General features: G+C 46.7%; 23 protein-coding genes. 9 read left to right on the forward strand and 14 right to left on the reverse strand.

Annotation, left to right across the window (positions count from 1 at the left end; genetic code table 11):
* The coding region (locus LVQ76_RS07200) for a retention module-containing protein (protein ID WP_232921290.1) at positions 1–2308 on the reverse strand (2308 nt) is incomplete at its 3' end.
* A gap of 698 nt (positions 2309–3006) precedes the next feature.
* Here LVQ76_RS07200 and brnQ point away from each other — a divergent pair.
* Positions 3007–4176 (forward strand): branched-chain amino acid transport system II carrier protein, encoded by a 1170-nt coding sequence (gene brnQ, locus LVQ76_RS07205; RefSeq protein WP_232865802.1) that lies wholly within the window; start codon positions 3007–3009, stop codon positions 4174–4176.
* Positions 4177–4356: 180 nt separating this feature from the next.
* On the opposite strand, the gene arsH is transcribed toward brnQ, so the two are convergent.
* Positions 4357–5061 (reverse strand): arsenical resistance protein ArsH, encoded by a 705-nt coding sequence (gene arsH / locus LVQ76_RS07210; protein WP_232903559.1) that lies wholly within the window; start codon positions 5059–5061, stop codon positions 4357–4359.
* Positions 5062–5147: 86 nt separating this feature from the next.
* Here arsH and LVQ76_RS07215 point away from each other — a divergent pair, with 86 nt between their 5' ends.
* The 3 genes from LVQ76_RS07215 to arsC all read left to right on the forward strand — a co-directional run bounded on the left by LVQ76_RS07215 (position 5148) and on the right by arsC (position 7295).
* Positions 5148–5468, forward strand: coding sequence for a metalloregulator ArsR/SmtB family transcription factor (locus LVQ76_RS07215; RefSeq protein WP_232903560.1), 321 nt, complete (start codon positions 5148–5150; stop codon positions 5466–5468).
* Positions 5469–5514: 46 nt separating this feature from the next.
* Positions 5515–6804: an arsenic transporter gene (locus LVQ76_RS07220; protein ID WP_232903561.1), complete on the forward strand. Its 1290-nt coding sequence runs from the start codon at positions 5515–5517 to the stop codon at positions 6802–6804.
* A 62-nt stretch (positions 6805–6866) separates the two neighbouring features.
* Positions 6867–7295, forward strand: coding sequence for a glutaredoxin-dependent arsenate reductase (gene arsC / locus LVQ76_RS07225; protein WP_232921291.1), 429 nt, complete (start codon positions 6867–6869; stop codon positions 7293–7295).
* Between the two features lie 87 nt (positions 7296–7382).
* On the opposite strand, the gene LVQ76_RS07230 is transcribed toward arsC, so the two are convergent.
* Together LVQ76_RS07230 and LVQ76_RS07235 are read right to left on the reverse strand one after the other, a co-directional pair.
* Positions 7383–7745 (reverse strand): VOC family protein, encoded by a 363-nt coding sequence (locus LVQ76_RS07230; protein ID WP_232865807.1) that lies wholly within the window; start codon positions 7743–7745, stop codon positions 7383–7385.
* A 118-nt stretch (positions 7746–7863) separates the two neighbouring features.
* A complete protein-coding gene (locus LVQ76_RS07235) occupies positions 7864–8334 on the reverse strand; it encodes a GNAT family N-acetyltransferase (RefSeq protein WP_232921292.1) in 471 nt (156 codons plus the stop codon).
* A 206-nt stretch (positions 8335–8540) separates the two neighbouring features.
* On the opposite strand from LVQ76_RS07235, the gene LVQ76_RS07240 reads away from it, so the two are divergent.
* Complete coding sequence (locus LVQ76_RS07240; protein WP_232921293.1) at positions 8541–10154, forward strand: ABC-F family ATP-binding cassette domain-containing protein; 1614 nt, start codon at positions 8541–8543, stop codon at positions 10152–10154.
* Between the two features lie 138 nt (positions 10155–10292).
* The gene (locus LVQ76_RS07245) at positions 10293–10994 is read left to right on the forward strand and encodes a GNAT family N-acetyltransferase (RefSeq protein WP_232865810.1); all 702 of its coding nucleotides are present in this window, start codon (positions 10293–10295) and stop codon (positions 10992–10994) included.
* 61 nt (positions 10995–11055) lie between these two features.
* Here the strand turns inward: LVQ76_RS07245 and LVQ76_RS07250 are convergent, their stop codons facing one another.
* Positions 11056–11949, reverse strand: a complete 894-nt coding sequence (locus LVQ76_RS07250; RefSeq protein WP_232865811.1) for a LysR substrate-binding domain-containing protein — start codon at positions 11947–11949, stop codon at positions 11056–11058.
* Positions 11950–12119: 170 nt separating this feature from the next.
* Between LVQ76_RS07250 and LVQ76_RS07255 the strand changes: the two genes are divergently transcribed.
* Positions 12120–12962, forward strand: coding sequence for an MBL fold metallo-hydrolase (locus LVQ76_RS07255; RefSeq protein ID WP_232921426.1), 843 nt, complete (start codon positions 12120–12122; stop codon positions 12960–12962).
* A 58-nt stretch (positions 12963–13020) separates the two neighbouring features.
* Here the strand turns inward: LVQ76_RS07255 and LVQ76_RS07260 are convergent, their stop codons facing one another.
* The 6 genes from LVQ76_RS07260 to LVQ76_RS07285 form a co-directional block, all read right to left on the reverse strand.
* Positions 13021–13731, reverse strand: a complete 711-nt coding sequence (locus tag LVQ76_RS07260) for an ArsR/SmtB family transcription factor (protein WP_232921294.1) — start codon at positions 13729–13731, stop codon at positions 13021–13023.
* Positions 13728–14120, reverse strand: coding sequence for an amino acid-binding protein (locus tag LVQ76_RS07265; RefSeq protein ID WP_232921427.1), 393 nt, complete (start codon positions 14118–14120; stop codon positions 13728–13730). Before LVQ76_RS07265 ends, LVQ76_RS07260 begins: the two co-directional genes overlap by 4 nt.
* Positions 14113–14436: an antibiotic biosynthesis monooxygenase family protein gene (locus tag LVQ76_RS07270; RefSeq protein WP_232921295.1), complete on the reverse strand. Its 324-nt coding sequence runs from the start codon at positions 14434–14436 to the stop codon at positions 14113–14115. Before LVQ76_RS07270 ends, LVQ76_RS07265 begins: the two co-directional genes overlap by 8 nt.
* Before the next feature lie 232 nt (positions 14437–14668).
* Positions 14669–14833 (reverse strand): YnfU family zinc-binding protein, encoded by a 165-nt coding sequence (locus LVQ76_RS07275; protein ID WP_255681013.1) that lies wholly within the window; start codon positions 14831–14833, stop codon positions 14669–14671.
* Positions 14834–15035: 202 nt separating this feature from the next.
* Positions 15036–16202 carry a methyl-accepting chemotaxis protein gene (locus LVQ76_RS07280; protein WP_232865814.1) on the reverse strand — a complete coding sequence of 389 codons (1167 nt, stop codon included), beginning with the start codon at positions 16200–16202 and terminating at the stop codon, positions 15036–15038.
* A gap of 199 nt (positions 16203–16401) precedes the next feature.
* The gene (locus LVQ76_RS07285; RefSeq protein ID WP_232921296.1) at positions 16402–16992 is read right to left on the reverse strand and encodes a lipid-binding SYLF domain-containing protein; all 591 of its coding nucleotides are present in this window, start codon (positions 16990–16992) and stop codon (positions 16402–16404) included.
* Between the two features lie 621 nt (positions 16993–17613).
* Between LVQ76_RS07285 and LVQ76_RS07290 the strand changes: the two genes are divergently transcribed.
* Positions 17614–18339 (forward strand): substrate-binding domain-containing protein, encoded by a 726-nt coding sequence (locus tag LVQ76_RS07290; protein ID WP_232921297.1) that lies wholly within the window; start codon positions 17614–17616, stop codon positions 18337–18339.
* Here the strand turns inward: LVQ76_RS07290 and LVQ76_RS07295 are convergent.
* Genes LVQ76_RS07295 through LVQ76_RS07305 form a run of 3 tightly spaced genes read right to left on the reverse strand, consistent with a single transcriptional unit; the run spans position 18323 to position 21118 of the window.
* A complete protein-coding gene (locus LVQ76_RS07295) occupies positions 18323–19075 on the reverse strand; it encodes an ABC transporter ATP-binding protein (protein ID WP_232921298.1) in 753 nt (250 codons plus the stop codon). The genes LVQ76_RS07290 and LVQ76_RS07295 overlap by 17 nt on opposite strands.
* On the reverse strand, positions 19072–20076 hold the full coding sequence (locus tag LVQ76_RS07300; protein ID WP_232921299.1) for a FecCD family ABC transporter permease: 1005 nt from the start codon (positions 20074–20076) through the stop codon (positions 19072–19074). The genes LVQ76_RS07295 and LVQ76_RS07300 overlap by 4 nt, the downstream gene beginning before the upstream one ends.
* Entirely contained in the window at positions 20063–21118 is a 1056-nt protein-coding gene (locus tag LVQ76_RS07305) for an ABC transporter substrate-binding protein (RefSeq protein WP_232921300.1), read from the reverse strand. The genes LVQ76_RS07300 and LVQ76_RS07305 overlap by 14 nt, the downstream gene beginning before the upstream one ends.
* A 143-nt stretch (positions 21119–21261) precedes the next feature.
* On the opposite strand from LVQ76_RS07305, the gene LVQ76_RS07310 reads away from it, so the two are divergent.
* Positions 21262–22053 (forward strand): ABC transporter ATP-binding protein, encoded by a 792-nt coding sequence (locus tag LVQ76_RS07310; RefSeq protein ID WP_232865820.1) that lies wholly within the window; start codon positions 21262–21264, stop codon positions 22051–22053.
* The last annotated feature ends 71 nt before the right edge of the window (positions 22054–22124 follow it).

Below are 22124 nucleotides of genomic sequence, written 5' to 3' on the forward strand. Positions count from 1 at the left end.
CGTGCAGCGCGCCGTCCGGCAGCGGCACTTCGTAATGCAGTTTGCCGTCTGATCCCACCGCCACAATACCGTCGTAGTTCTGCCCGTTGACGCTGACCACCACATGGTCGCCCGCTTTCGCATCGCCGCCCACATCGCCGCTGATAAAGGTCGGCATATGGGATTCATGGGCGTTCACCGTGTTATCGCCCGCGACGGTATGAATGGTCACATTATTATTTGCCTGGGTATCGACGATGACATTCTGATTAGCGGTGGAAATCGCGATGTTACCGGCATCATCGACACCAGTAACCATCACTTTGACATCATTGCTGCCTTCGTGCAGCGCACCGTCCGGCAGTGGGACTTCGTAATGCAGTTTGCCGTCAGGCCCTTTCACCACCACACCGTCGTAGTCATGACCGTTGACGCTGACCACCACATGGTCCCCCGCCTGCGCATCACCTGTGACATCACCACTGATAAAGGTCGGCATATGGGACTCGTGCGCGTTCACCGTGTTATCGCCCGCGACGGTATGAATGGTCACATTATTATTTGCCTGAGTATCGACGATGACATTCTGATTAGCGGTGGCAATCGCGATGTTACCGGCATCATCGACACCAGTAACCGTCACTTTCACATCGTTGTTGCCTTCGTGCAGCGCGCCGTCCGGTAGTGGGACTTCGTAATGCAGTTTGCCGTCAGGCCCTTTCACCACCACGCCGTCGTAGTCATGACCGTTGACGCTGACCACCACATGGTCCCCCGCCTGCGCATCACCTGTGACATCACCACTGATAAAGGTCGGCATATGGGATTCATTGGTATTTACCGTGTTATCACCTGCTACGGTGTCTATGGTGATAGTATTGTGTGCGAGAGTATCGAGAGTAACGGTTTTGTCTTCGGTGGCGATCGCTTCGTTGCCGGCCGCATCAAAACTGGTGACCGTTACCTTCACATCATTGGCACCTTCGTTAAAGACATTGGTCGGCACCGGGACTTCGTAATGCAGCTTGCCGTCAGGCCCAACCACCACCACACCGTCGTAGTTATGTCCGTTGACGCTAACCACCACATGATCGCCCGCTTTCGCATCGCCCCCCACATCACCGTTGATAAAGGTCGGCAGATGAGATTCGTTGGCGTTAATGGTGTTGTCGCCAGCCACCATGCCAATGGTTACTGAGTTATGAATATCGAGATCAATATCGACATGATGATCGCTTGATGCCTGGGTAGTATTGCCCGCCGCATCTGTCGACGTCACTGTGGCATGGATATTGGGGTCTGCCAGCAACCCTTGTGTTGAGACATCAATCTGATAACCCAACTTACCATTACCAAGATCAACAACCACGCCGTCATATTCCTGGCCATCGACCATTAAGACCACTTTGTCACCCACCGCAGCATCGCCGGAGACTGTGCCGTGAACAGAAGTCAAATTCTGATGAGACTCATTGATATTGATGGTGTTGTCAGATGTTACGTTATCAATGGTGATATGGTCTTGCGGGCCAACGGTATCAATGACAGCGTCCGCCGTGCTTGTTGCGGTGCGGCCTGCAACATCAGTTGCCGTGGCTAAAACAGAAATGTTGCCATCTGCCAGGCCACTTAAGTCAGGTTGTGTGGTCCAGTGGCCATCAATGACCGGAACATCAATCGTAATTGTATTATTTTGGCTATCTGTAAAAGTCAGAATGACGTGATCTTCATTGCTTGTCCCACTGACGTGAGCGTGGTCGATTTCATTTTTGTTAACATAACCATCGTTACCAGCAAAATCGTCGATGTGAACAAGGGGAGGAAGAACAGGAGAGGAACTTGAATCGTTGCCAGTCGTCAGCCCACTTTGAGGGAGGTTAATTTCTGGTGTTGGAACCCCTAACCCCAAGGTGTTGAAACCAGCAGAAGGATCAACCACTTTTCCCGTTAAATCTAATTGAACGAGGGTATGTCCGCCACCACCACCTTCAATATGTACCGGTGTTTCATTACCCGCAGCGGTCGCTTCTAATGCTTTTGTCGGGTCAACGCCATCGGTAATGGCTTTTTGCAAAGACGCGACATCCTGAGTGTCATGTTCGGCGGTATTAACTGCATTCACGCCATGTTCTGTCCAGTGGCTATTACGCCCCAGATCCATCGTCTTACCATTCGGCAGGGAGACACTAACCGCGCCACTGTCACCAGTAACAATCTCCTCACCACTAAATATTCTGTCACCTTCTATCAAGAGGCGCTGTGAGCCGTCTGCTTCAACTACATAAACCAGGCCAATTACTGCTTTAATCACACCAAGTAAATTGCTCACGAGCTACTCCTCTTGAATATTGTTGTTATTTTTATAAAAGCTACAATTAATTAAAAACCCTACAACACAATTCTTTCATTTGAATGTGCCAACAGAATACAAAAATGCCCATTAATGGATATTTATAAGTATGAGCTTCTAAAAATGTAGAAAAAATACAATTTGTTGAATTTCACTATTGTAGCTTTGAAGGAGTCGTAGACATAATTGAAAGATGATGGGAAGTGAAACAGAGCATTGCAGAGTATTAAGTTTCATTTCAAATTAAATCTACGCTTATGCTAGTAATATAAACACGTAGTTATGTGTAAATTAATATGAAAAATCTTGTTACGGAGTGGGTTTTAACAAGGTGTAAGTTAGTTTTTGTTAAAGTGAGTAATAGTTGGAATGAGCCCTGCAGCTGAAACACCCCAGATGAACCCTCTCTTTCTTCAATAACTTCCCCGTAGATCCCGTTGTTACCAAATTGTATTAATTAAAAAGATAACCCGCCATTTTCCCCATGCTAGTCGCCAAAAACATAATCAGTTAAAAATTCCAAAAAGATTCCTGAAAGGGTTGGTTTTTAATCAATCAGCAGAATAAGACAAAAAATAATGGTTAATTTAAATATTTAATTTTACCAAATGAGAAATAGAATTTATTTAATACTCAAAATGACGTATTAAACACAATTTAATATTGGTATTAACAACATGACGCAAAAAATAACATTATCTTTTTCTAAAACTCTGGCGCTTGGTGGGATGACTCTCGCACTCTTTCTTGGAGCCGGGAATATTATTTTCCCTCCACTGGTTGGTATGCAAGCTGGGAGTAACACGTTTACAGCTGGATTTGGTTTTATCATCACCGCAGTATTATTCCCCGCGCTGGCCATCATATCGCTGGCCATCAATGGTGGTGATATTAATGAGTTAACTCGGCCATTAGGTAAACGAGTAAGTTTCATTTTTATGAGTGTCTGCTTTCTAACTCTTGGTGTTCTGTTTGGGACTCCAAGAACAGCAACAATCAGCTACGAACTTATTGCTCACGGAGCAAAGGAGTCCTGGGGTCAGAAACTTCTATTTTCAGTGGCATTCTTTGGCCTTGCCGGCGCAACACTGGCAAAGCCTGGGAAACTACTAGAGATAGTAGGATTTGTTCTTTCGCCTTTGAAGATCAGCGCATTAATTTTCATTGGAATTTGCGCATGGATTCATCCAATTGGTGCCATTACTGTTGCAGAAAATGCCTATGAGGTACATCCATTCAACATGGGTTTTATAAACGGCTATCAGACCCTGGACGTTATTAGTGCCCTCTGCTTTGGCGCGATTATTACGCATACCTTGCAACAACGCGGCATTGCCCATAAAGCCGGAATTTTTAAATACTCCACAACTGCCGCCGTTATTGCCGCAGTGGGGCTGATTCTGATTTATGTCTGCTACCTTTCAATGGGTGCTCACAGCCCAGTATTACATGCCACTAATGGGCTGCAGATCATCAGTATATTTGTGGAAACCCTATTTGGTGCTTATGGACGTATCCTTCTGGCGGCGATAATTACCCTTGCCTGTCTGGTCACGGCAATCGGCCTGATAACCGGTACTGCCCAATATTTCAACCAAAATACTGGAGTATCTTATGGATTGCTGGTCGTCATTTCGCTGATTGCTTCTGCTGGTATTTCCGTGCTTGGCCTAAATTCGCTGACTGCTTTTGCTGTGCCAGTACTTTGCGCCATTTATCCAGCAGCATTAACCGTTGTGGCCCTCGGGATCATTCGCAAATGGATTGATATTCCGAGTAATTTATATGGAATCATTTTTTACAGCTCACTCTTGATAGGGATTATGAGTCTGTTTGTCCACAGCTAAGTAATATCCAACTATTAATATTTTGGACGCTGGCCGATAAACAGAGTCCGTTATAATGAGATTTAAGGATCTGCAGTCTCAACAAGACTACAGATCCTTTTCACTATATTCATTCCGGTGTTCATCAAACTTCCTTCCGAATTTAATTGCCTACTGAGAGGTTTAGGTGTTTGAAGATGCTCAGATTTTTTCCTGATTAACCCGATTGGACAGCTCCTGATGGCTTTCTTTCCTTTCGCTATAGCGGTCGGCCAGATACTCAGTATGCCCTTTCAGGATTAACGTTATTTTGAACAGTTCTTCCGCGACATCCACAATCCGGTCATACCAGGCTGAGGGTTTCATACGTCCTTCATCATCAAATTCTTGCCACGCCTTCGGTACTGATGACTGATTTGGAATGGTGAACATTCGCATCCAACGTCCAAGTATTCGCATCTGATTTACCGTATTGAATGACTGCGAGCCACCGCTAACCTGCATTACGGCCAGTGTTTTCCCTTGTGACGGACGAACAGCGCCTTCGCTCAGTGGTATCCAGTCAATCTGAGCCTTCATCACTGAACTCATGGCTCCGTGTCTTTCCGGAGAACTCCAAACCATTCCATCACACCACCTGACCAGTTCTCGCAATTCGAGCACTTTCGGATGGGTTTCCGGTGCGTCATCAGGTAAAGGCAGGCCGGAAGGGTTAAAGATTTTCACCTCGGCCCCCATTTCGCTAAGTAAACGCCCTGCTTCTTCGGCTGCAAACCGGCTGTACGATCGCTGCCGAACTGAGCCGTAGAGGATCAAAATACGCGGCATCGATTGGGTATCGTTTTGCAGTTTGCTGGCAATCTCATCATCAAAACATTCCCGTTCGATTGCTGATAAATGCGTCATGAAATTTCTCCATCTTAAACACTAAGCTTTAAAAGAAAACATATATGATTTATCATATGTATCATAAATTCATAGCGAGGTTCAACATGCTACAGCCTGTTCAGCTTTTTAAACTGCTTGCCGATGAAACCCGTTCAACCATCGTGATGCTACTCCAGGAGTCCGGTGAGCTATGTGTCTGCGACATCTGTTCAGTGACAGCAGAATCCCAACCAAAAATATCGCGTCATATGGCGCTATTACGAGAAGCAGAGCTGGTCACCGATCGCCGGGAAGGAAAATGGGTGCATTATCGCCTGTCACCACATATGCCGGCCTGGGCTGCGACCATTATTGAATCCGCCTGGAATAGTGAGCGAGAGAACATCCAGAAAAAGCTCAGTGCAGCTTCATTATCCTCATGTTGATAACGATGAAACACATTTACTTATTCAAATATGTTTGGAGTTTGTAATGTTAGTGGCTAGTGCGATTTTTTTGCTCACTCTTGTTTTGGTCATCTGGCAACCCAGAGGTCTTGGGATTGGCTGGAGCGCCATACTAGGCGCTGGTCTGGCATTACTAACAGGTGTCGTTCACCCTGGGGATATCCCGATAGTCTGGCAAATAGTCTGGAATGCGACTGCCACCTTTATCGCGGTGATAATCATCAGCCTACTGCTGGATGAGTCTGGCTTCTTTGAATGGGCCGCATTGCATGTTGCACGCTGGGGCAATGGCCGCGGCCGACTGCTTTTTACCTGGATTGTTTTGCTGGGTGCAATGGTGGCGGCACTGTTTGCCAATGATGGTGCAGCACTTATTCTGACTCCGATTGTCATTGCGATGCTGCTGGCGCTGGGTTTCAGCCGGGGGGCTACGTTAGCTTTTGTCATGGCTGCAGGGTTTATCGCTGATACGGCCAGTCTGCCGCTGATTGTCTCGAACCTGGTGAATATCGTTTCGGCCGATTTCTTTAACCTTGGTTTCACGCAATACGCAGCCGTGATGGTGCCGGTTAACCTTGTCGCCATTGCGACAACGCTGGTTATGTTGCACCTGTTTTTCCGTAAGGACATCCCCGCCGTTTACGACGTTGCTCTGTTAAAAGAGCCAAAAGAAGCAATCCGGGATCCCAGTACTTTTAAAGCCGGTTGGCTGGTCCTTCTTTTGCTATTAGTGGGGTTCTTTGGCCTGGAACCACTCGGCGTACCAGTCAGTCTGGTGGCCGCCGTTGGGGCACTGATTCTGCTTGCTGTGGCAAAGATCGGTCATACCATTAATACCGGAAAAGTGCTGCGCGGTGCGCCCTGGCAGATTGTGATTTTCTCGCTGGGTATGTACCTGGTGGTCTATGGTTTGCGCAATGCGGGACTGACTCACTACCTTTCCGCCCTACTCAATCAACTTGCAGAGCAAGGATTGTGGGTGTCGACATTAGGAACAGGGTTCCTGGCAGCCTTCTTGTCATCAGTTATGAACAATATGCCGACTGTTCTGATCGGAGCCCTATCAATTGATGGCAGCGTTGCTTCGGGTGTTATCAAAGAAGCAATGATTTACGCCAATGTTATAGGTAGCGATTTGGGGCCAAAAATCACCCCTATTGGCAGTCTGGCGACATTGTTATGGCTGCATGTTTTGTCGCAGAAAAATATAACGATTACCTGGGGATATTACTTCCGAGTAGGCATAGTCATGACTATTCCTGTGTTGATCGTCACGCTTGCGGCATTAGCCCTGCGGTTGTCAGTAGCCCTATAACTATTGTTTAAATTACAGGCCTGGAAGAGATATTTTATGGGCCTAAACGAGAGATCAACACGATGAGCAATGTAACTATTTATCATAATCCCGCTTGTGGAACGTCCCGTAACGCATTGGAATTAATTCGCAACAGTGGCACTGAACCCACAGTTATTCTGTATCTGGAAACGCCGCTAGCCCGTGATGAACTGAAAAAGTTAATCGCCGATATGGGGATCACGGCCCGCGCGTTATTACGTAAGAATGTCGAACCTTACGAACAATTAGGGTTGGCAAGCGACTCCTTCAGTGACGACCAGTTGATTGATTTCATGTTGCAGCACCCAATCCTGATTAACCGGCCAATTGTTGTCACCCCTCTGGGTACCCGGCTATGTCGGCCTTCAGAAATAGTTCTGGATATATTGACTGATGGGCAACGTGGCGCATTCACCAAAGAAGATGGTGAGCAGGTTGTTGATGTACAAGGTAAGAAGATCGACAAATAGAGGACAATCAACGAACTATTAGCCGCTGCAGGTTTTAATTCTTGCAGAGGCTATTTGCTGTATTTATGCAGGAATAGAATCCTCGATTCACCATGCTTCTGGTTCGCGAAGCATATGTACAATATTACAGGGGCTCATTACCCATCCTCCTTTAAATCCCTCTGGCAAAGGCTCGACAGCATCACATCTGACAACTCCACACTTTTCGATATGTGTTTCAGCTGACTTAAAATCGGGTGTGAACATTTCAAGCCAGACCTCAGCCTGGCTCAGACCTGGGGCTTCATCAATCCACAAACGGTTCGGGCCAAATACAAACCCGGTAGCGGGTGATTTATCTGTGATTTCCTTGAGCCCGATGGCATTACGATAAAAATCAAGCGTCTGTTGGTATTGGTGTGATGGCACTTTAATCGCGATATCAATACCGCCCTTAATGTCTGCATTCATAAAATTTTCTCCTGACTTAACGTTGCAAAAAGCAGAACAGTACAAGACAGATTTTGAGGAAAAGACGAGCCATTGCGCTCATCTGTCAGGATAGTCGAGAGGGAGAAAATTGGATGGGCTACAGCTCAATGGACATGTCCATGCAGCGCAGGTCTGCCTGGGCAAGAGCAGAAGAATGGAGGTTTTCACGTAGTAGAATAAAGCCATGTTTTTCATAGAAAGATTGCGCGTTAGGCGTCGAGGACAATGTTAATTGTTTAAAGCCACGTTTACGCCCTTCATCTTTAATCGCTTGCAGAATAAGCCCGGCAAACCCTTTGCCGATATAATCGGGCGAGGTAAAAATAGCCTCAACACTCCCCTCAGAAAGATCGAGATAACCTGTGGCAACAGGTCGTTTGTCTTGCCCATCAACGACGAAAAATGGATTGTCCGCGATAACCACTCTATATTTTTCAGGCATTGCTTCAGGTGTCCATGCTGCAATTACCGCAGCGCTGTAACTATTCTGGCATCCATGGCGTATAGCTTGATTTCTGATGTTCCAGCACTCTTCTGCCTCTGCAGGCGTTGCCAATCTAACTTTCATCACTTCACTCCCCATTTGCGCGAATTTACCTGAATCACGTTATTCACCCGAACCTTTACTTTTTTCATACCCTATTTAAAATGTCTATAATCATTTCTTCTTTATAGGTATTCGTCCAATGCGCCATTGATGCTGCCGTCTGTCTGACGGCCAATTTACTAGTCCCGACTTATCGGGCCAGTTTCTGGCATCTATGGAGTAGTTACATGACGAATTCATTCATTACGCTTGAAAGCGTATCTTTTGTCTTACCTGACGGCACAACGCTGTTCTCACAACTCAATGAATCTTTCGACTCACGTCATACCGGCCTCGTTGGGCGAAACGGTGTGGGTAAAAGCGTTCTCTCGCAAATTCTGGCCGGGATAATCCCTCCTTCATCGGGCAGATGTAACTGTTCCGGCGTTGCGTATTATCTGGCTCAGCAAACCCACTATCAGGCAGAAATGACCGTTGCAGAACTCGCAGGGATTCAATCCATTATTGGCGCACTTGAGCGCATCGAAATGGGTAGTGTCTCAATGGCAGATTTTGAATTGGTCGGCCAGCAGTGGGATATACGCCAGCGTTTGGACATTGAGTTAGAGCGGTGTGAACTGGGGCATCTTGCGCCATCAACACCTGTCAGCCAGTTGAGTGGCGGCGAAGCCATGCGCGTGTCACTCATAGGGGCCTTGCTTTCACAGGCCGATTTTTTGATTCTCGATGAACCCAGTAACCACCTTGATAGAGCAAACCGTCTTGCATTGATTGCTCAGTTACAACGCTGGCCTGCCGGGCTATTGGTGGTAAGCCATGACCGAGAATTGTTGGAATCGATGCAGCGGATTGTTGAGCTTTCATCCATCGGCTTGAACAATTATGGCGGCAATTACTCGTTTTACGCCCAGCAAAAAACGCAAGAAACACAAAGCGCACTTCAGCTGCTGGAACAGAGAAAACGTGAACGCCAGCGCGAACAGAAGAACCTTCAGGATCAGAAAGAACGTTTAGAGAAACGGCAATCGCGTGGTCATCGCCAGGGGCGAGAAGCTAATCAGGCTAAAATTTTGCTGGGCGGACAAAAGCAACGCAGTGAATCGTCGGCCGGTAAATTAAACCAACTCCATCTCGCCGCTCAGGAATTACTTGATCAACGCGTGCATGAAGCGGCAACGCGCGTTGAAGATAATGCTGAAATCGTTGTGCATTCGCTTGCTTTGAACTCTCCTTCACGGCGTCTGGTTGCAGAGCTAAATCAGATACAACTGCCTTTCGTGACAGCTTTTTCTTCACCATTGAACCTGTCGATATACGCTCAGCAACGCATCGGTATCGTTGGATGTAACGGCTGCGGAAAATCGACACTTTTAAACGTACTATCTGGCAAACTTCAGCCATTAAGCGGTGCTTTCCGTATCCCACATGGCCATACCTTACTTAATCAACATCTCGACAACCTTGATCCGCAACGTTCAGTTCTGGAGCAGATACGTGAAGCCAACCGCAATGCCAGTGAAGCTGATTTGCGCATGCGGCTTGCGCAGTTGGGCCTGGATGCTCACAAAATCCAAATTGCCAGCGGATGCCTGAGTGGTGGTGAGCGCCTGAAAGCTGCGCTGGCGTGTGTGTTGTACGCTGATCCCGTGCCACAACTATTGCTGCTGGATGAACCCAGCAACCATCTGGATTTGCCTTCTATTCAAGCACTGGAGACAATGCTGCGGACTTATCAGGGGGCATTGGTGGTGGTTTCGCACGATGAGACGTTCTTGAAAAACCTGAATTTAACTGAACGCTTATCTATCACCGAGGGTAGCTGGCAACTTGAGGCGTGTTAACGCTTTAGGGGAAGTAAACGGTTATCAGCATGATATCCAGCTTGTGATGCTTGAGTTGATCATCATGTTTTTAATAGGCTCTTTGTCGTTACCACAATGGCTATCGCGCAATTTTGCAAAGCAGAAGGTGAATGATCGTTGAATACGAATAAATATGGTCAGCCTGTTGGTTTCCCGCTTTCCGACTGGCAACCTGCACCCTTTCCGGCCCGAGCCCAGCTCTGTGGCCATTACTGTTATCTTTTACCTCTTGAAACCAGCCATTGCGGTGATCTTCTTGAAGCGTTCTCACAGGCGCCTGATGATAGAGACTGGACCTGGCTTGGTGCTGAGCAGCCTACCTGCTTACAGCAAATGCAGCTTTGGGTTGAGAATAAAATTAACGATTCCGGGCTGGTTGCATGGGCCGTGGCGGAAATAAACAGTAGTCTTCCGGTTGGTGTCGTCTGCTTTAGCAATATTGATGTTGTTAACGGTGCGATCGAAATAGGACATGTCACTTGGTCACCCAGGATGCAACGAACCGCCATGGGCACAGAAGCCATATTTTTGTTGCTGAAAAATGCATTTTCTCTGGGCTATCGGCGCGTGGCATGGCGTTGTGACTCGCTCAACCTGGCTTCCAGAAATGCGGCAGACAGACTGGGATTCACATTTGAAGGACGCTTCCGTCAGGCCATGACACGCAAACAACGCAACCGTGACACGGACTGGTTATCTATTATCGATATTGAATGGCCAACAGTAGAAAGCGCACTTTCAGGCTGGCTTTCACCGGGCAATTTCAGTGCTCGCGGAGAGCAAAAGCGAAAACTTGCGAGTTTTCGAAGTAACCCATAACGTTTTCAATACTGATGCAATATGGTCGCTGGTGCGGCCATATTTGCTCCAACGTATTACGTTATTGCCCGCTATCAGTGATTTCAGCCCTAAACCATTGCTCGAAAGCCTGTAGTGCAGTGTCATTTATTCCAGTCTCTACTGGTTTCACCAGGCAAAAGTTTTTACTCAGCACTTCAGATTTGGGCCAGGGCGCTGCAAGTGCCCCACTGCTGAGATCTTTTTCAACATACATCCACGGTACTAATGCCACGCCATCTCCTGCCAGCGCCGCTGCGATTGCCATTTCGTGAAGGTCATATCTGACCCCTTGTGCCGGATTATCGAGGACAATTCCACTTTCACAAGCGTAGCTATACCAAGCCTCTGGATTTTGTCTGCGATGAATTCGCGGTAGCTCGTTTAACAGGCTGGAAAGATCTGTATCTGTAAGCAGCTCTGGATGACATACCGGAACCAGATTCTCCTTAAACAGGAAATCCATGCGCATACCCGCCCACGCGGGGTGATCGAAATGCACTGCCGCATCAAAGCCACTACCGGTAAGAATAAATGGATCGATTCTGGCCGCTATATTCAGTGTGATGTCTGGATGCTGCTTTCTGAAACCGCTCAAGCGAGGAATGAGCCAGCGGCTGGCAAAGGTCGGCAGCGCAGCTAACTCCAGACTTCTGTTTCCTTCCGGCATTCCCGTTATGTATTGAGTATCTCGGTCCAGGCGCTCAAGCGTTTCACCCACGTGACGCGCATAGCGCGCCCCGACAGGATTGAGCTTCACGCGACTTCCCGTTCGGTCAAATAGCTTACATTTCAGTAGCGATTCGAGGCGTGCAATTTGACGGCTGATGGCACCTTCCGTCAGCGAGAGTTCTTCTGCCGCACGGGCAAAATTACCGTGTCTTGCTGCGGCTTCAAAAGCCAGCAACGAAGCGCTACTGGGGATATTTCTACGCATAACCGCTGCCTTTTTAGTTGAGGGTGGGTTTTATCGTCAGTGACAAAATGTCACTGAATCATGAAATAATATCGATTCAGAAGCGATAATACAGCGTGTAGCATGACGAAATGTCAGTTGAAGGATTATTCCTTCTCCACAATTTGTCATGCTCTCAAGAGGAACTGTTCATGAGCTACCCGTCCTTTGCATCTCATCAAATCGGTGATTACCGGGTTACCGTCCTGAGTGACGGCAATATGTCTGCAAGCCTTGAATTATTGTGCGGTATTGATATTGCTGAGGCTGGTGAAATACAGCGTAATGCCGGGATTTCTGAACCAGGCAATATTCACATCAACTGTTATCTTATCCGTGGCGCTGGGCGAACCATTTTGGTTGATGCGGGTACAGGTGGTCTGAATAATGCTGGAGGGAAGCTCAAGGAAAACCTTTATGCTGCCGGCAGTAGCCCAGAAGAAATCGATACCCTTCTTTTAACGCACGGTCATCCTGATCACATTGGCGGCCTGCTCGACATTGAGGGGCGCCCCGTTTTTAAGAATGCGACACTCCATCTTAATGCTCTGGAAGCAAAATACTGGCGCAATGATACCTGGCAAAAACAAGCAAGTGAGCGTGGTCAACGCAATTTTGCGCTGGTGCGCCGAACGCTGGATGTCTATGAAAAGAGAGTCAGATTTTTGGATGGGAATGAGATTGTTAAGGGTATTCATTCGGTCTGGCTTCCGGGGCACACGCCAGGTCACACCGGGTTTCGCATTGAGTCGGATAATAAAAACCTGGTGATATGGGGAGATATTGTCCATTTCCCGCATATTCAATCAGCGCAACCGGCTGTTTCTATTGCGTTTGACTGCGACCCGGTACAAGCGGAAGCGACCAGGAAAAAAATACTGGAACAAGCAGCCCGAGAAAAATGGCTCATCGCAGGCATGCACTTTGCCAGACCGGGATTTGCTCACGTTATTCCTGAAAATGATGGGTATCGTATCGCATATTTTGAAGACTAACTGGCTACTGAAGAGCAAAGGATTGCTCGGAATCAATGCTTTAAAGATCTCGTTCTATTCAATTCACAGTGAGCTGGAATAATCGTAAAAAAGCGACTTTGCCCTTTTCTGTAATTGCCACTTCTCTGTAACCAGCGATTTTAGTTATCCACCCCTTTTGTTCAAAGAACAGCATCAGTGCAGCACCAGCACTGCCTCCAAGGTGAAATCTTCTCTCGCTCCAGTCAAGGCAAGCACAGGAACTTTTGCGCCTGCTATTAGGATCGATGAGCACGCCCATATTCTGAAACTGGAGCGTTCCCATCGGCGAAAGCAGATTACCATCAGGAGAAAACCAGCCTTCTTTGAACATGAAGTTATAGATTCCAACAGCAACTTCTCCGGCCATATGGTCGTAGCATGTCCGGGCAACACGTAAATGTGTGGGTGTTTTGGTCTCAAGCGTCTTTCCACTGTGCACTGATACCACCATCAAAGTTTCAAGAAGAGCTGCAATATCGCTTCCAGCCAGGCGGTAATAACGATGCCGCCCTTGAGACAGGCATGTAACTAAGCGGCTATTAAGCAGTTTTGCGAGATGTGCGCTTGTTGTTGATGCGGCGATATTGGCAACCGTACTTAATTCTGTTGCCGTCCATGCCCGTCCATCCATTAGCGCACAAAGAATGCTGACCCGGGATGGGTCAGCAATGGCCGATGCAACAACTGACATGGATGTTTCGAGATAGTCAGTTTCATCAACAGCAGCTTTTGAAACTTTTAAATTCATTCCGCAGGCACTTCCCATTGTTTGGTTACTTTAGCGGCGAGGTCGTTATTGTCGGTAAGAAGAATCAAACGATTATTATGATCGCTATATTGTACATTGATATTAATTCCATTCAGAGCAATGACATTGGCAATTTCACCAAGCTCTCCGGGCTTTTCTTGTTTTAACTTTCTGATTAATGGCAATGTGATATTTTTAACATTCAAACCTGCCTCGCTAAGAACTTGCCGCGCAAGCTCACCATCTTCAACCAGAAAATGAGCATGGCTTTCATTACCGATGGTAAAAACACCGCCGCCTTCAAGTCCTATCCCACTTTGGCCGAGCAAAGATCCCAGCGATGACAGTGCACCCGGAGTATTGGTAAGAATAACGTGAATATCATACATGGCCAGAATCTCTATTTTCAGATGAATAATCGCGTAGGACATGTGCAACTCTGATTTTGTAAAAAGAAAATATAGATTCCCGCCCTTCAAATTGAGCAGCCTGGTGTTTTAGGTTTTGTTTCCACGCTATGACAGACTCTTCACTTTCCCACCATGACAGCGACAGGATTTTTCCTACGGTATTCAGACTTTGAAAACGCTCAATAGAAATAAATCCTGCAATTTGCTCCAGCTCTGGCTTTAATTCTGCAGCCAGTTGGAGATACCGCTCTTGTTGTGCAGGTATGGCATTCGCTTCAAAAATTACCGCAATCATAATACTGCTCCTGAATGTACGCTTGTGAGGCCTACTATAGGGATTCAATAAGATGATGCTTCGTTGGTAAGCGAAGTATGAATGTTCAGGAGAATTTAAAGCGGTTTCAATCGCCATTACGTGCGCTGATTTGTATGCTCAGCGCAGGTTCTGCGGCTCAATTCGCCAGAGAGAATCTTCATAAAAGAAGAGGATTGCTGGCGTTAGTCGCTACGCGCTGTGGGCAACAGAATTAGCGCGGTACCACAAACAGTGATTTGCATTTTGGGCAGAGCAATGTTTGCCCCTGGCGAATTTTGTTAGCGGGAAAAAAGGCTTTATTTCCACAGATTGGACATGTCACAGTGCCATTTGTGGCGTTACTAAAGCGCTTCATTGCATAATCGAATATAGACATGATGATTAGCCTTTCAATGAATGAGGTTCATCGTATCACGCCCTGATCAAATAGCGCACAAATTATCCAGCAGATAATTGAATCTTAAATTAATAAAAATATCTTTAGCCATATAATTAAAAATCACCATTAAAAAACCGCACCTTAATGCGTTGAATATCCAACAGTTGGGGTGCAGTTCAGGTCATTCAATTATGGTAATTTAAAATGTCTGCCAGTGACCTTCTGATGTATGTTTTTCCTGCTTCGTTGGGACTAAGAGCGGAGCCACAGGCATCGTGTTTTTATCTTCACCATTCAAGCGTAAATTATTGGTTCTTTTTTGAAGTTCTACGACCTGGTTTTTTAAAACGTCTGAGGATTCCGCGAGCTCCACAACGACTGCAGCATTACTCAGAGTGACTTTTTCCAGTTCGGACAAAGCAATGGTTATTTGTTGAATACCTTTTTCCTGCTCATTCGTCGATATGAAAATATGCTCCATCAGCATGTTAAGATCATCTGATCCTGAAACGATGTCGTGCATGTTTTTTTCTGCTTCAGATACAAGTTTTGCACCCTGCATTACATTGGTATTTGTTTTTTCAATCAGTGCTTTTATGTTTTTGGCTGACTCAGAGCTTTTTTGAGCTAACACCCGAACTTCACCCGCTACCACTGCAAATCCTTTGCCGTGTTCACCCGCTCTCGCCGCTTCAACTGCTGCATTAAGCGCCAGGATATTCGTCTGAAATGCTATCCCATCAATAATGCTAATAATTTCGGTCATTTTCTTCGAACAATCAGTAATGGATACCATATTCTCCGTGAGTTTATGCATCAACTGACTCCCATGACCTGCAGATTTATGGGCTTCATTGGTTATATCGTTTAACTGACGCGTGTTTTCTGCATTGCTCTTTGTCCCCGCTGAAATCTCTTCCATGCTTGATGCTGTTTGCATCAGCATGGCCGATTGCTGTTCAGTTTTGACTGAGAGTTCGGCACTTTGGTTAGCCAGCGTGCCGGATAAAATGCTGGCCGAATTGGATGATTTTCTTATATCCATGACCAGACTGGATATTTCTTTTGCGAGGCTATTTATCCCTGGAATCAATTTCCCCGCACAGTTATTGCCAAACTCGCGGATAGAAATTGATAAATTCCCTGAGTTTATTTCATCAATATTTCTTTTAACCTCGTTAATCGGCCTCACAAGATATTTAGTCATGTAAAACCATAAACTTGAGATCAAGATAACTCCGACGATGTTCAACATGAGGATGACACTCACATTTGCTACCAGAAGGAATGCCATTAGATCAATGAAGACAAAAGAGGCAGATATAAAAACAAGGATAACGGTTCTTACGCTGTAGTTGTTAAGCATACCTAACCCTATAACATGTTTTGCTGGTTCTTTATTTATTGTCGGTATTGATGAAAAAGCCAGTGCGCAATAGAAATTGAAGCTATGTATTGCCATAAGCAAATGAAATAGTTTTTTACACTTCTTTACCCTTCTACTTTTGAAGCAGGAAAATGAGTCTATAAAAAAACGGCACCATCGTGCCGTTAGCTTCTCTACATCACTTACTGTTCAGAGCTTCATCTGGCCAGTATTTGTAACCATTAACCATGGCTTGTGCGGCAAGGCCTTTTTCGGTGAGTTCGTATACACCCACGGGGTTAGGCACTGCTACATTGTCCGGAGCGACAGCACTTGCCGAAGCCCCCAGCGCAGGCAACCCTTTATCGTCATATTTAGCCGCGGCATTCGCATCAGCGCCGACAATATAGCCATTCTTAATGAAATTGCTCAGCGCTTTGCTGTCCTTAAACACCAGTACGGTTCGCTGTTGCTTCACTCCCATCCCCAGTCCTGCCCCGGCCTGTGCCATCTTCATATAGGTGTCTTTCCCTGACCTGAGGTCTTTCACAACACCATATCCACTGCCAAATCCAAATAATAAAATCTTACTGCTATTATTGGAGAACACCGCATACCCTTTTGACTTCAGAATCTCACTGCGGGCTTCAGGGTGGACTTTATACAGTTTTATCAGCGTATCAATTCGCATCTGCTGAATGGCACTTCGTTGCTGGCTAGCCGTATCGCCCTTTGCGCTACAACCCGCAATAGCCAAAGCGGCAATTAGAATGAGCTTTTTGTACTTCATCTATATCCTGATTCAAAAAAATAGGCGGCAAAACGAACAAATTCTGTTGCCAAATACCAAAAATAAGAATGCGGATTTTATGTTTCAACAGTGTTGCGTGTTATTTAATTTGTGCTGAATTTTATTTTCTTTGTTTAATTTTATACAAAATTTAACTGGAAATAATTTGATGTTAAAGATCAACGTGGCGTGCGCAAAAAGCAGCCAACCAGCTAATTAAGTGGATATTACGATGAATGTTATATAAGGTTATTTCTTCACTTGATTATTGACGGAGTCTTTACTCATGAAACGTAAAAGTAAAAATATAGCTGAAGCATATTTCTTTTCGTTCTTAAGCTACCTGGTGACAAAGTGGATTTTTTCTGATCTTTACTATTACATGCCAAAATATCTATATCCCAGGCTATCTATAGCGTCGATTTTCTTCGCACTAAGTTTTGGTTTTCTAACCTACAAGTTATATAAATTTATCATTTGGGCATTTGCAGATTAACCCCCTTGCGTACTGCCTGAATAATAACGCAGTGCGATTTTGAAATTGACAAAAACCATTAGTAAAAGTTAAGCATGATGGTTTATATCTGCTGAACCAAACCTTCAGCGAGAGAACTAAAAATAATGACGTGCGTTTTACCTTTGCTTGCCGCAGGCAGTTTACGACTGGCTTTAACCCCGCTACTTAACCATTTCACCCATCTCACCGGGATTGAGGTTGCAGCGCAATACGGCCCGGCAGGGTTATTGAGAGAGCGCATTGAAGCGGGAGAACCCTGCGCCCTTTTCGCTTCTGCCAACCGGGAGCATCCTCAACACTTACTTGCGACAGGTAAAGCGATCAAAACCGAAACCTTCACCTGGAATCAACTGGTATTAACTACGCAAAAAAACGGCGACTGGCTGGACTTGCTCACTGACCCAGCATTAAGGGTTGGTACATCCACGCCTGGGTGTGACCCGTCTGGTGATTACACATGGGCACTGTTTGATAAACTCGAACAGTTTCACCAAGGTCTCGGGCAGCAACTGCGCCTGCGGGCAATTCCACTGGTCGGTGGCCGTGACACACTCAGCGTCCCGTCGGGTGAACTGGCTTGCGCGTGGGTTTTGCGCCAGGGCTTCGCTGATGTGTTTATCGGCTATGCGCATTATGGCAAAGCGTTGGCCGAGCAACCGGATATCCGTTGCGTCGCGATTGCGCCTGAGCACAATATTCGATGCGAATATCAGCTGGCTGTGCTCGAAAACTCCGCAGAGGTAATAGCGCTGGTTGAATTTATTCTTAGCCATAAAGGACAAGCGTTTCTGACTAGCGCGGGTTTTTTACCACTCACTTCTCAATCGTAAAGAGTGGCGCAACAAATGGGGTGGCGTAGTTGTCCATCCTTATTTTACGCAACGTTAAACCATACGCTTGATACAGATTCGCTTCATTAACGATGGTATCGGTCGTGCCGGCCAACCATTTCCCTCCAGGCAAAAGTAGCAGCGTATGAGTTGCGACCTGTAATGCATGAACTGGGTCATGGGTGGTAAAAACGATGCCGCGTTGCTGGCGGTGAGCCAGATCGCTAATCAGTTGTAACACTACCTGTTGGTTAGCTAAATCTAGTGCTGAGCAAGGTTCATCCAACAATAAGATTTGGCTGGCAGTCACAAGTGCGCGGGCAATCATCACTAATTGCTGCTGCCCGCCAGAGAGGGAAGTAAAAGGCGTTGAAACCAACTGTGCAATATTTAACTGTTCTAGCGCCTCGATAACTTTATGCTTGTCCTCACTACCCGGCTGTGAAAATAGCTTCACATGCTGCGCCCTTCCCATCAGCACCACATCGCTTACTGTGTACGGAAAGGGCAAGTGCGAATGTTGCGCAACAATACCAATTCCGCCCTCATTCTCTATATTCCCAGCAAGGGGTTTTAATGTACCTGTCAGTGTGTCAAGTAAAGTACTTTTCCCCAAACCGTTACGTCCGAGAACTGCCCAAACCTCCCCTTGCTGGCAGTGAAAGCTGAGCGGTTCAAACAACGGCTCTTTGTGTCCATATAACAGTCGCTGAACACGTAGTTCACCCGTTTTCATCGACGGCCTCTGCGGCTTGAGTGTATTAGCAAAAAGGTAAACAGCGGTGCCCCCAATAAAGCGGTGATGATTCCCAGTGGGATTTCGGCTTGCATTAACGTGCGGGCAATATCATCGACGACAATCATAAAACCGCCCCCCATCCAGAATGCTGTAGGGAGCAAACGGCGATGGTCAACTCCCACCAGAAGACGCGCCAGATGAGGAATGACTAATCCCACCCACGCGATACTGCCGCTGACAGCCACCTGTGCTGCGACCAAAAATGCACAGCAAACCAGTACGCTGCGTCGAAGTGGTACCACGGAAACACCCAATGCCTGCGCGTCTTTATCGTTAAGTGACAATAAATTAATGCGCCAACGTAACTGGAATAAAATCGCGGTAGAAATCATGACCGGAACAGCCAGCATTATAACTTTATGCCAGTTGGCGGTCGCGAAACTCCCCAACAACCAGAAGACGATGTTAGGTAAAACTTCTTCTGTATCGGCCTGATATTGAATAAGGCTTACCAGGGCTGCAAAAAAACCACTCAGAATGATGCCGGAGAGAATAAGCACCAACGCGTTTTCTCGCCCCTGCAAAGCGGCAATCGCATAGACCAGAATCAATGCACTCAGTCCGAAGAAAAATGTCGACCCCATCATCAATAATGGTTCAAGACCTAGCAGAATCGCCAGTGTGCCGCCAAAGGCTGCGCCTGACGTCACGCCGATGATATGTGGATCAACCAGCGGATTATGGAAAACCCCTTGCAGGGTTGCTCCACATAACCCCAGCGCACCACCGGCAAGCAACGCCATCAGAATACGCGGCATTCTTACCGTCCAGATGACCTGGTTGGCAATACCTTGCGTATCGGAGTAATGCGTTAGCTGATGGAGAACTTCACTGAGCGTAAGTGAATATTGACCTACGCAAAGTGAAGCAACTCCCAACAAAAGCACTGAGATAATCAGTACCAGTTGCTGGGGAATAAATGACTCACTGCTTAGCATCGGTCTGCCAGTTCACACGATAAAAGTTATGGTAATAATCTTGCGCCTGGGCATCAACATCGACGTTTTTGTAGGCATCCGGATAGAGTTTTTTCGCCATCCACAATTCACCAATCGCCAGGGCTTCCGGCATTGGGTAACCCCAGGCTTTCGCGTATTCCGGCATTAACCAGACACGATGGTTTTTCACGGCATCAATACCCTGCCAGTTCGGGTCATTCAGGATTTCAGTTACCACCTGCGGATAGCGATCTTGCACGAAGATAACTTGTGGATTCCACTGTAATACCTGTTCCAGAGAAACCTGGCGCGCCCCTTTTACGCTGGCTGCGGCGACGTTCAGCGCACCTGCGTGTTTCATCATAAGCCCAGTGTATTTTCCTGAGCCATAAGTCATCAAATCAGGGTTCGCCATGTAGACACGCACTTTCTGCGTATCCGGGATATTTGCAACCGGTGCGTTAAATTTCTCGCGCGCCGCAAAGGTATACTTGATGAGTGCTTCACCCTCAGGTTTGCGCCCCACCACATCTGCAATCAGGCGGATACCTTGTTTTAGCCCTTCGTTGTAGGCCTGCTCTTCATCCGCCATCGTCGGATTCATTTTATCCTGCTGCCCGTCAGCATCTTTTCTCAAAGAGACTGCCACGACAGGTATTCCAGCACTTTGAATCTGCTGAATCATCTCAGCGGGCGCATAGTTGGCGACGAATACCACTTGCGGATGAATAGCCAGCAAGCTTTCGATATTTACCGAGGTGAGATCACCCGGCGTCGGCAGCGAGGTAATCTCAGGCATAAAGCGTGAAAACTCAGGGCCAAGCTGTTTTTTCCAGCTGGTCATCACACCTGCTATTTCATTTTGTGCATTGAGCTGAACCAATAGATTCAGGGTCTGATGCTGTAACACCACCACTTTTTCAACATGATCAGGAATAGTAACCTGGCGACCAAGTTGGTCAGTGATGATTCTGTCTGCCTGAGCGTTCAATGCGAAAAACATACTGGCAAAAACCAGGACGATATTACGAAGGATTAACATAATTGCCATCTGGGAAAGGAGTAAATTCGATATATATTAAATTATATAGCGAAGACATTGGCAACTGATTATCGATCCTTACTGCTTGCCAGGCTAAACATGGCTGCTATCCTAAGCGCCATTTTCAGCTAATGATATTGCCAATGAACGCGCCTGAAAGCCTGCTATCTGTTCGTGACCTAACCCACTTCTTTGCCGGTAAAACACCCCAGGTGAATGCGGTGTCATTTGATATTTATCCCGGTGAGTTTGTTTCGATAATAGGGCCAAATGGTAGCGGGAAATCGACTGTGTTACGGCTTATCATCAGCGAACTGCTACCCGCCCGCGGCGAGATTGTGATTCGGGGTAAAGCGTTAAGCAGCATGAAACCCATTGAACGCGCGCGCTCCGTCGCGCTACTGACCCAACATGATAATGCAGATTTACGTCTAACAGTCCGGGAATATGTGGCATTGGGGCGCATTCCCTGGCAGGCCGAATATCCAAATGTCGAACATGAAAAGGCCATTACTGAAGCGATTGATGATGTCGGTATCACGCATTTACAACAGGTTTCTTTGGGGAAATTATCCGGCGGTGAGCGCCAACGAGCAGGTTTAGCCCGTGTTCTGGCACAACAACCGGCTTTGCTGTTGTTGGACGAACCGACCAATCATCTCGATCCACTTGCCCGTCATCAGTTGCTCAGCCTCGTCAGACACAAAAACATCACCACCATTGCGGTGTTGCATGATCTTGAATTAATTCAACCTTTCTCAGACCAGGTTCTGATGATGAACCAGGGGCAACTGATTTGCCGAGGTACGCCGGCGCAGGTTCTGGACTCCCCCTGGCTTGCAAAGATATTCGGTATGCAGAGCCTGCATGTTACACATCCCAACAATGGCAAAACACTGCGCATCTTCGAAGCCCTGCCATCACAATTTGATTGAAATACAAATAACTAAGCATTGTTTGATCTGACCAGACCTATTCACCCCATCAATTCCTGTATGGTGCGGCG

This window comes from Buttiauxella cochleicola (genome assembly GCF_021283185.1).
Classification (GTDB): domain Bacteria; phylum Pseudomonadota; class Gammaproteobacteria; order Enterobacterales; family Enterobacteriaceae; genus Buttiauxella; species Buttiauxella massiliensis.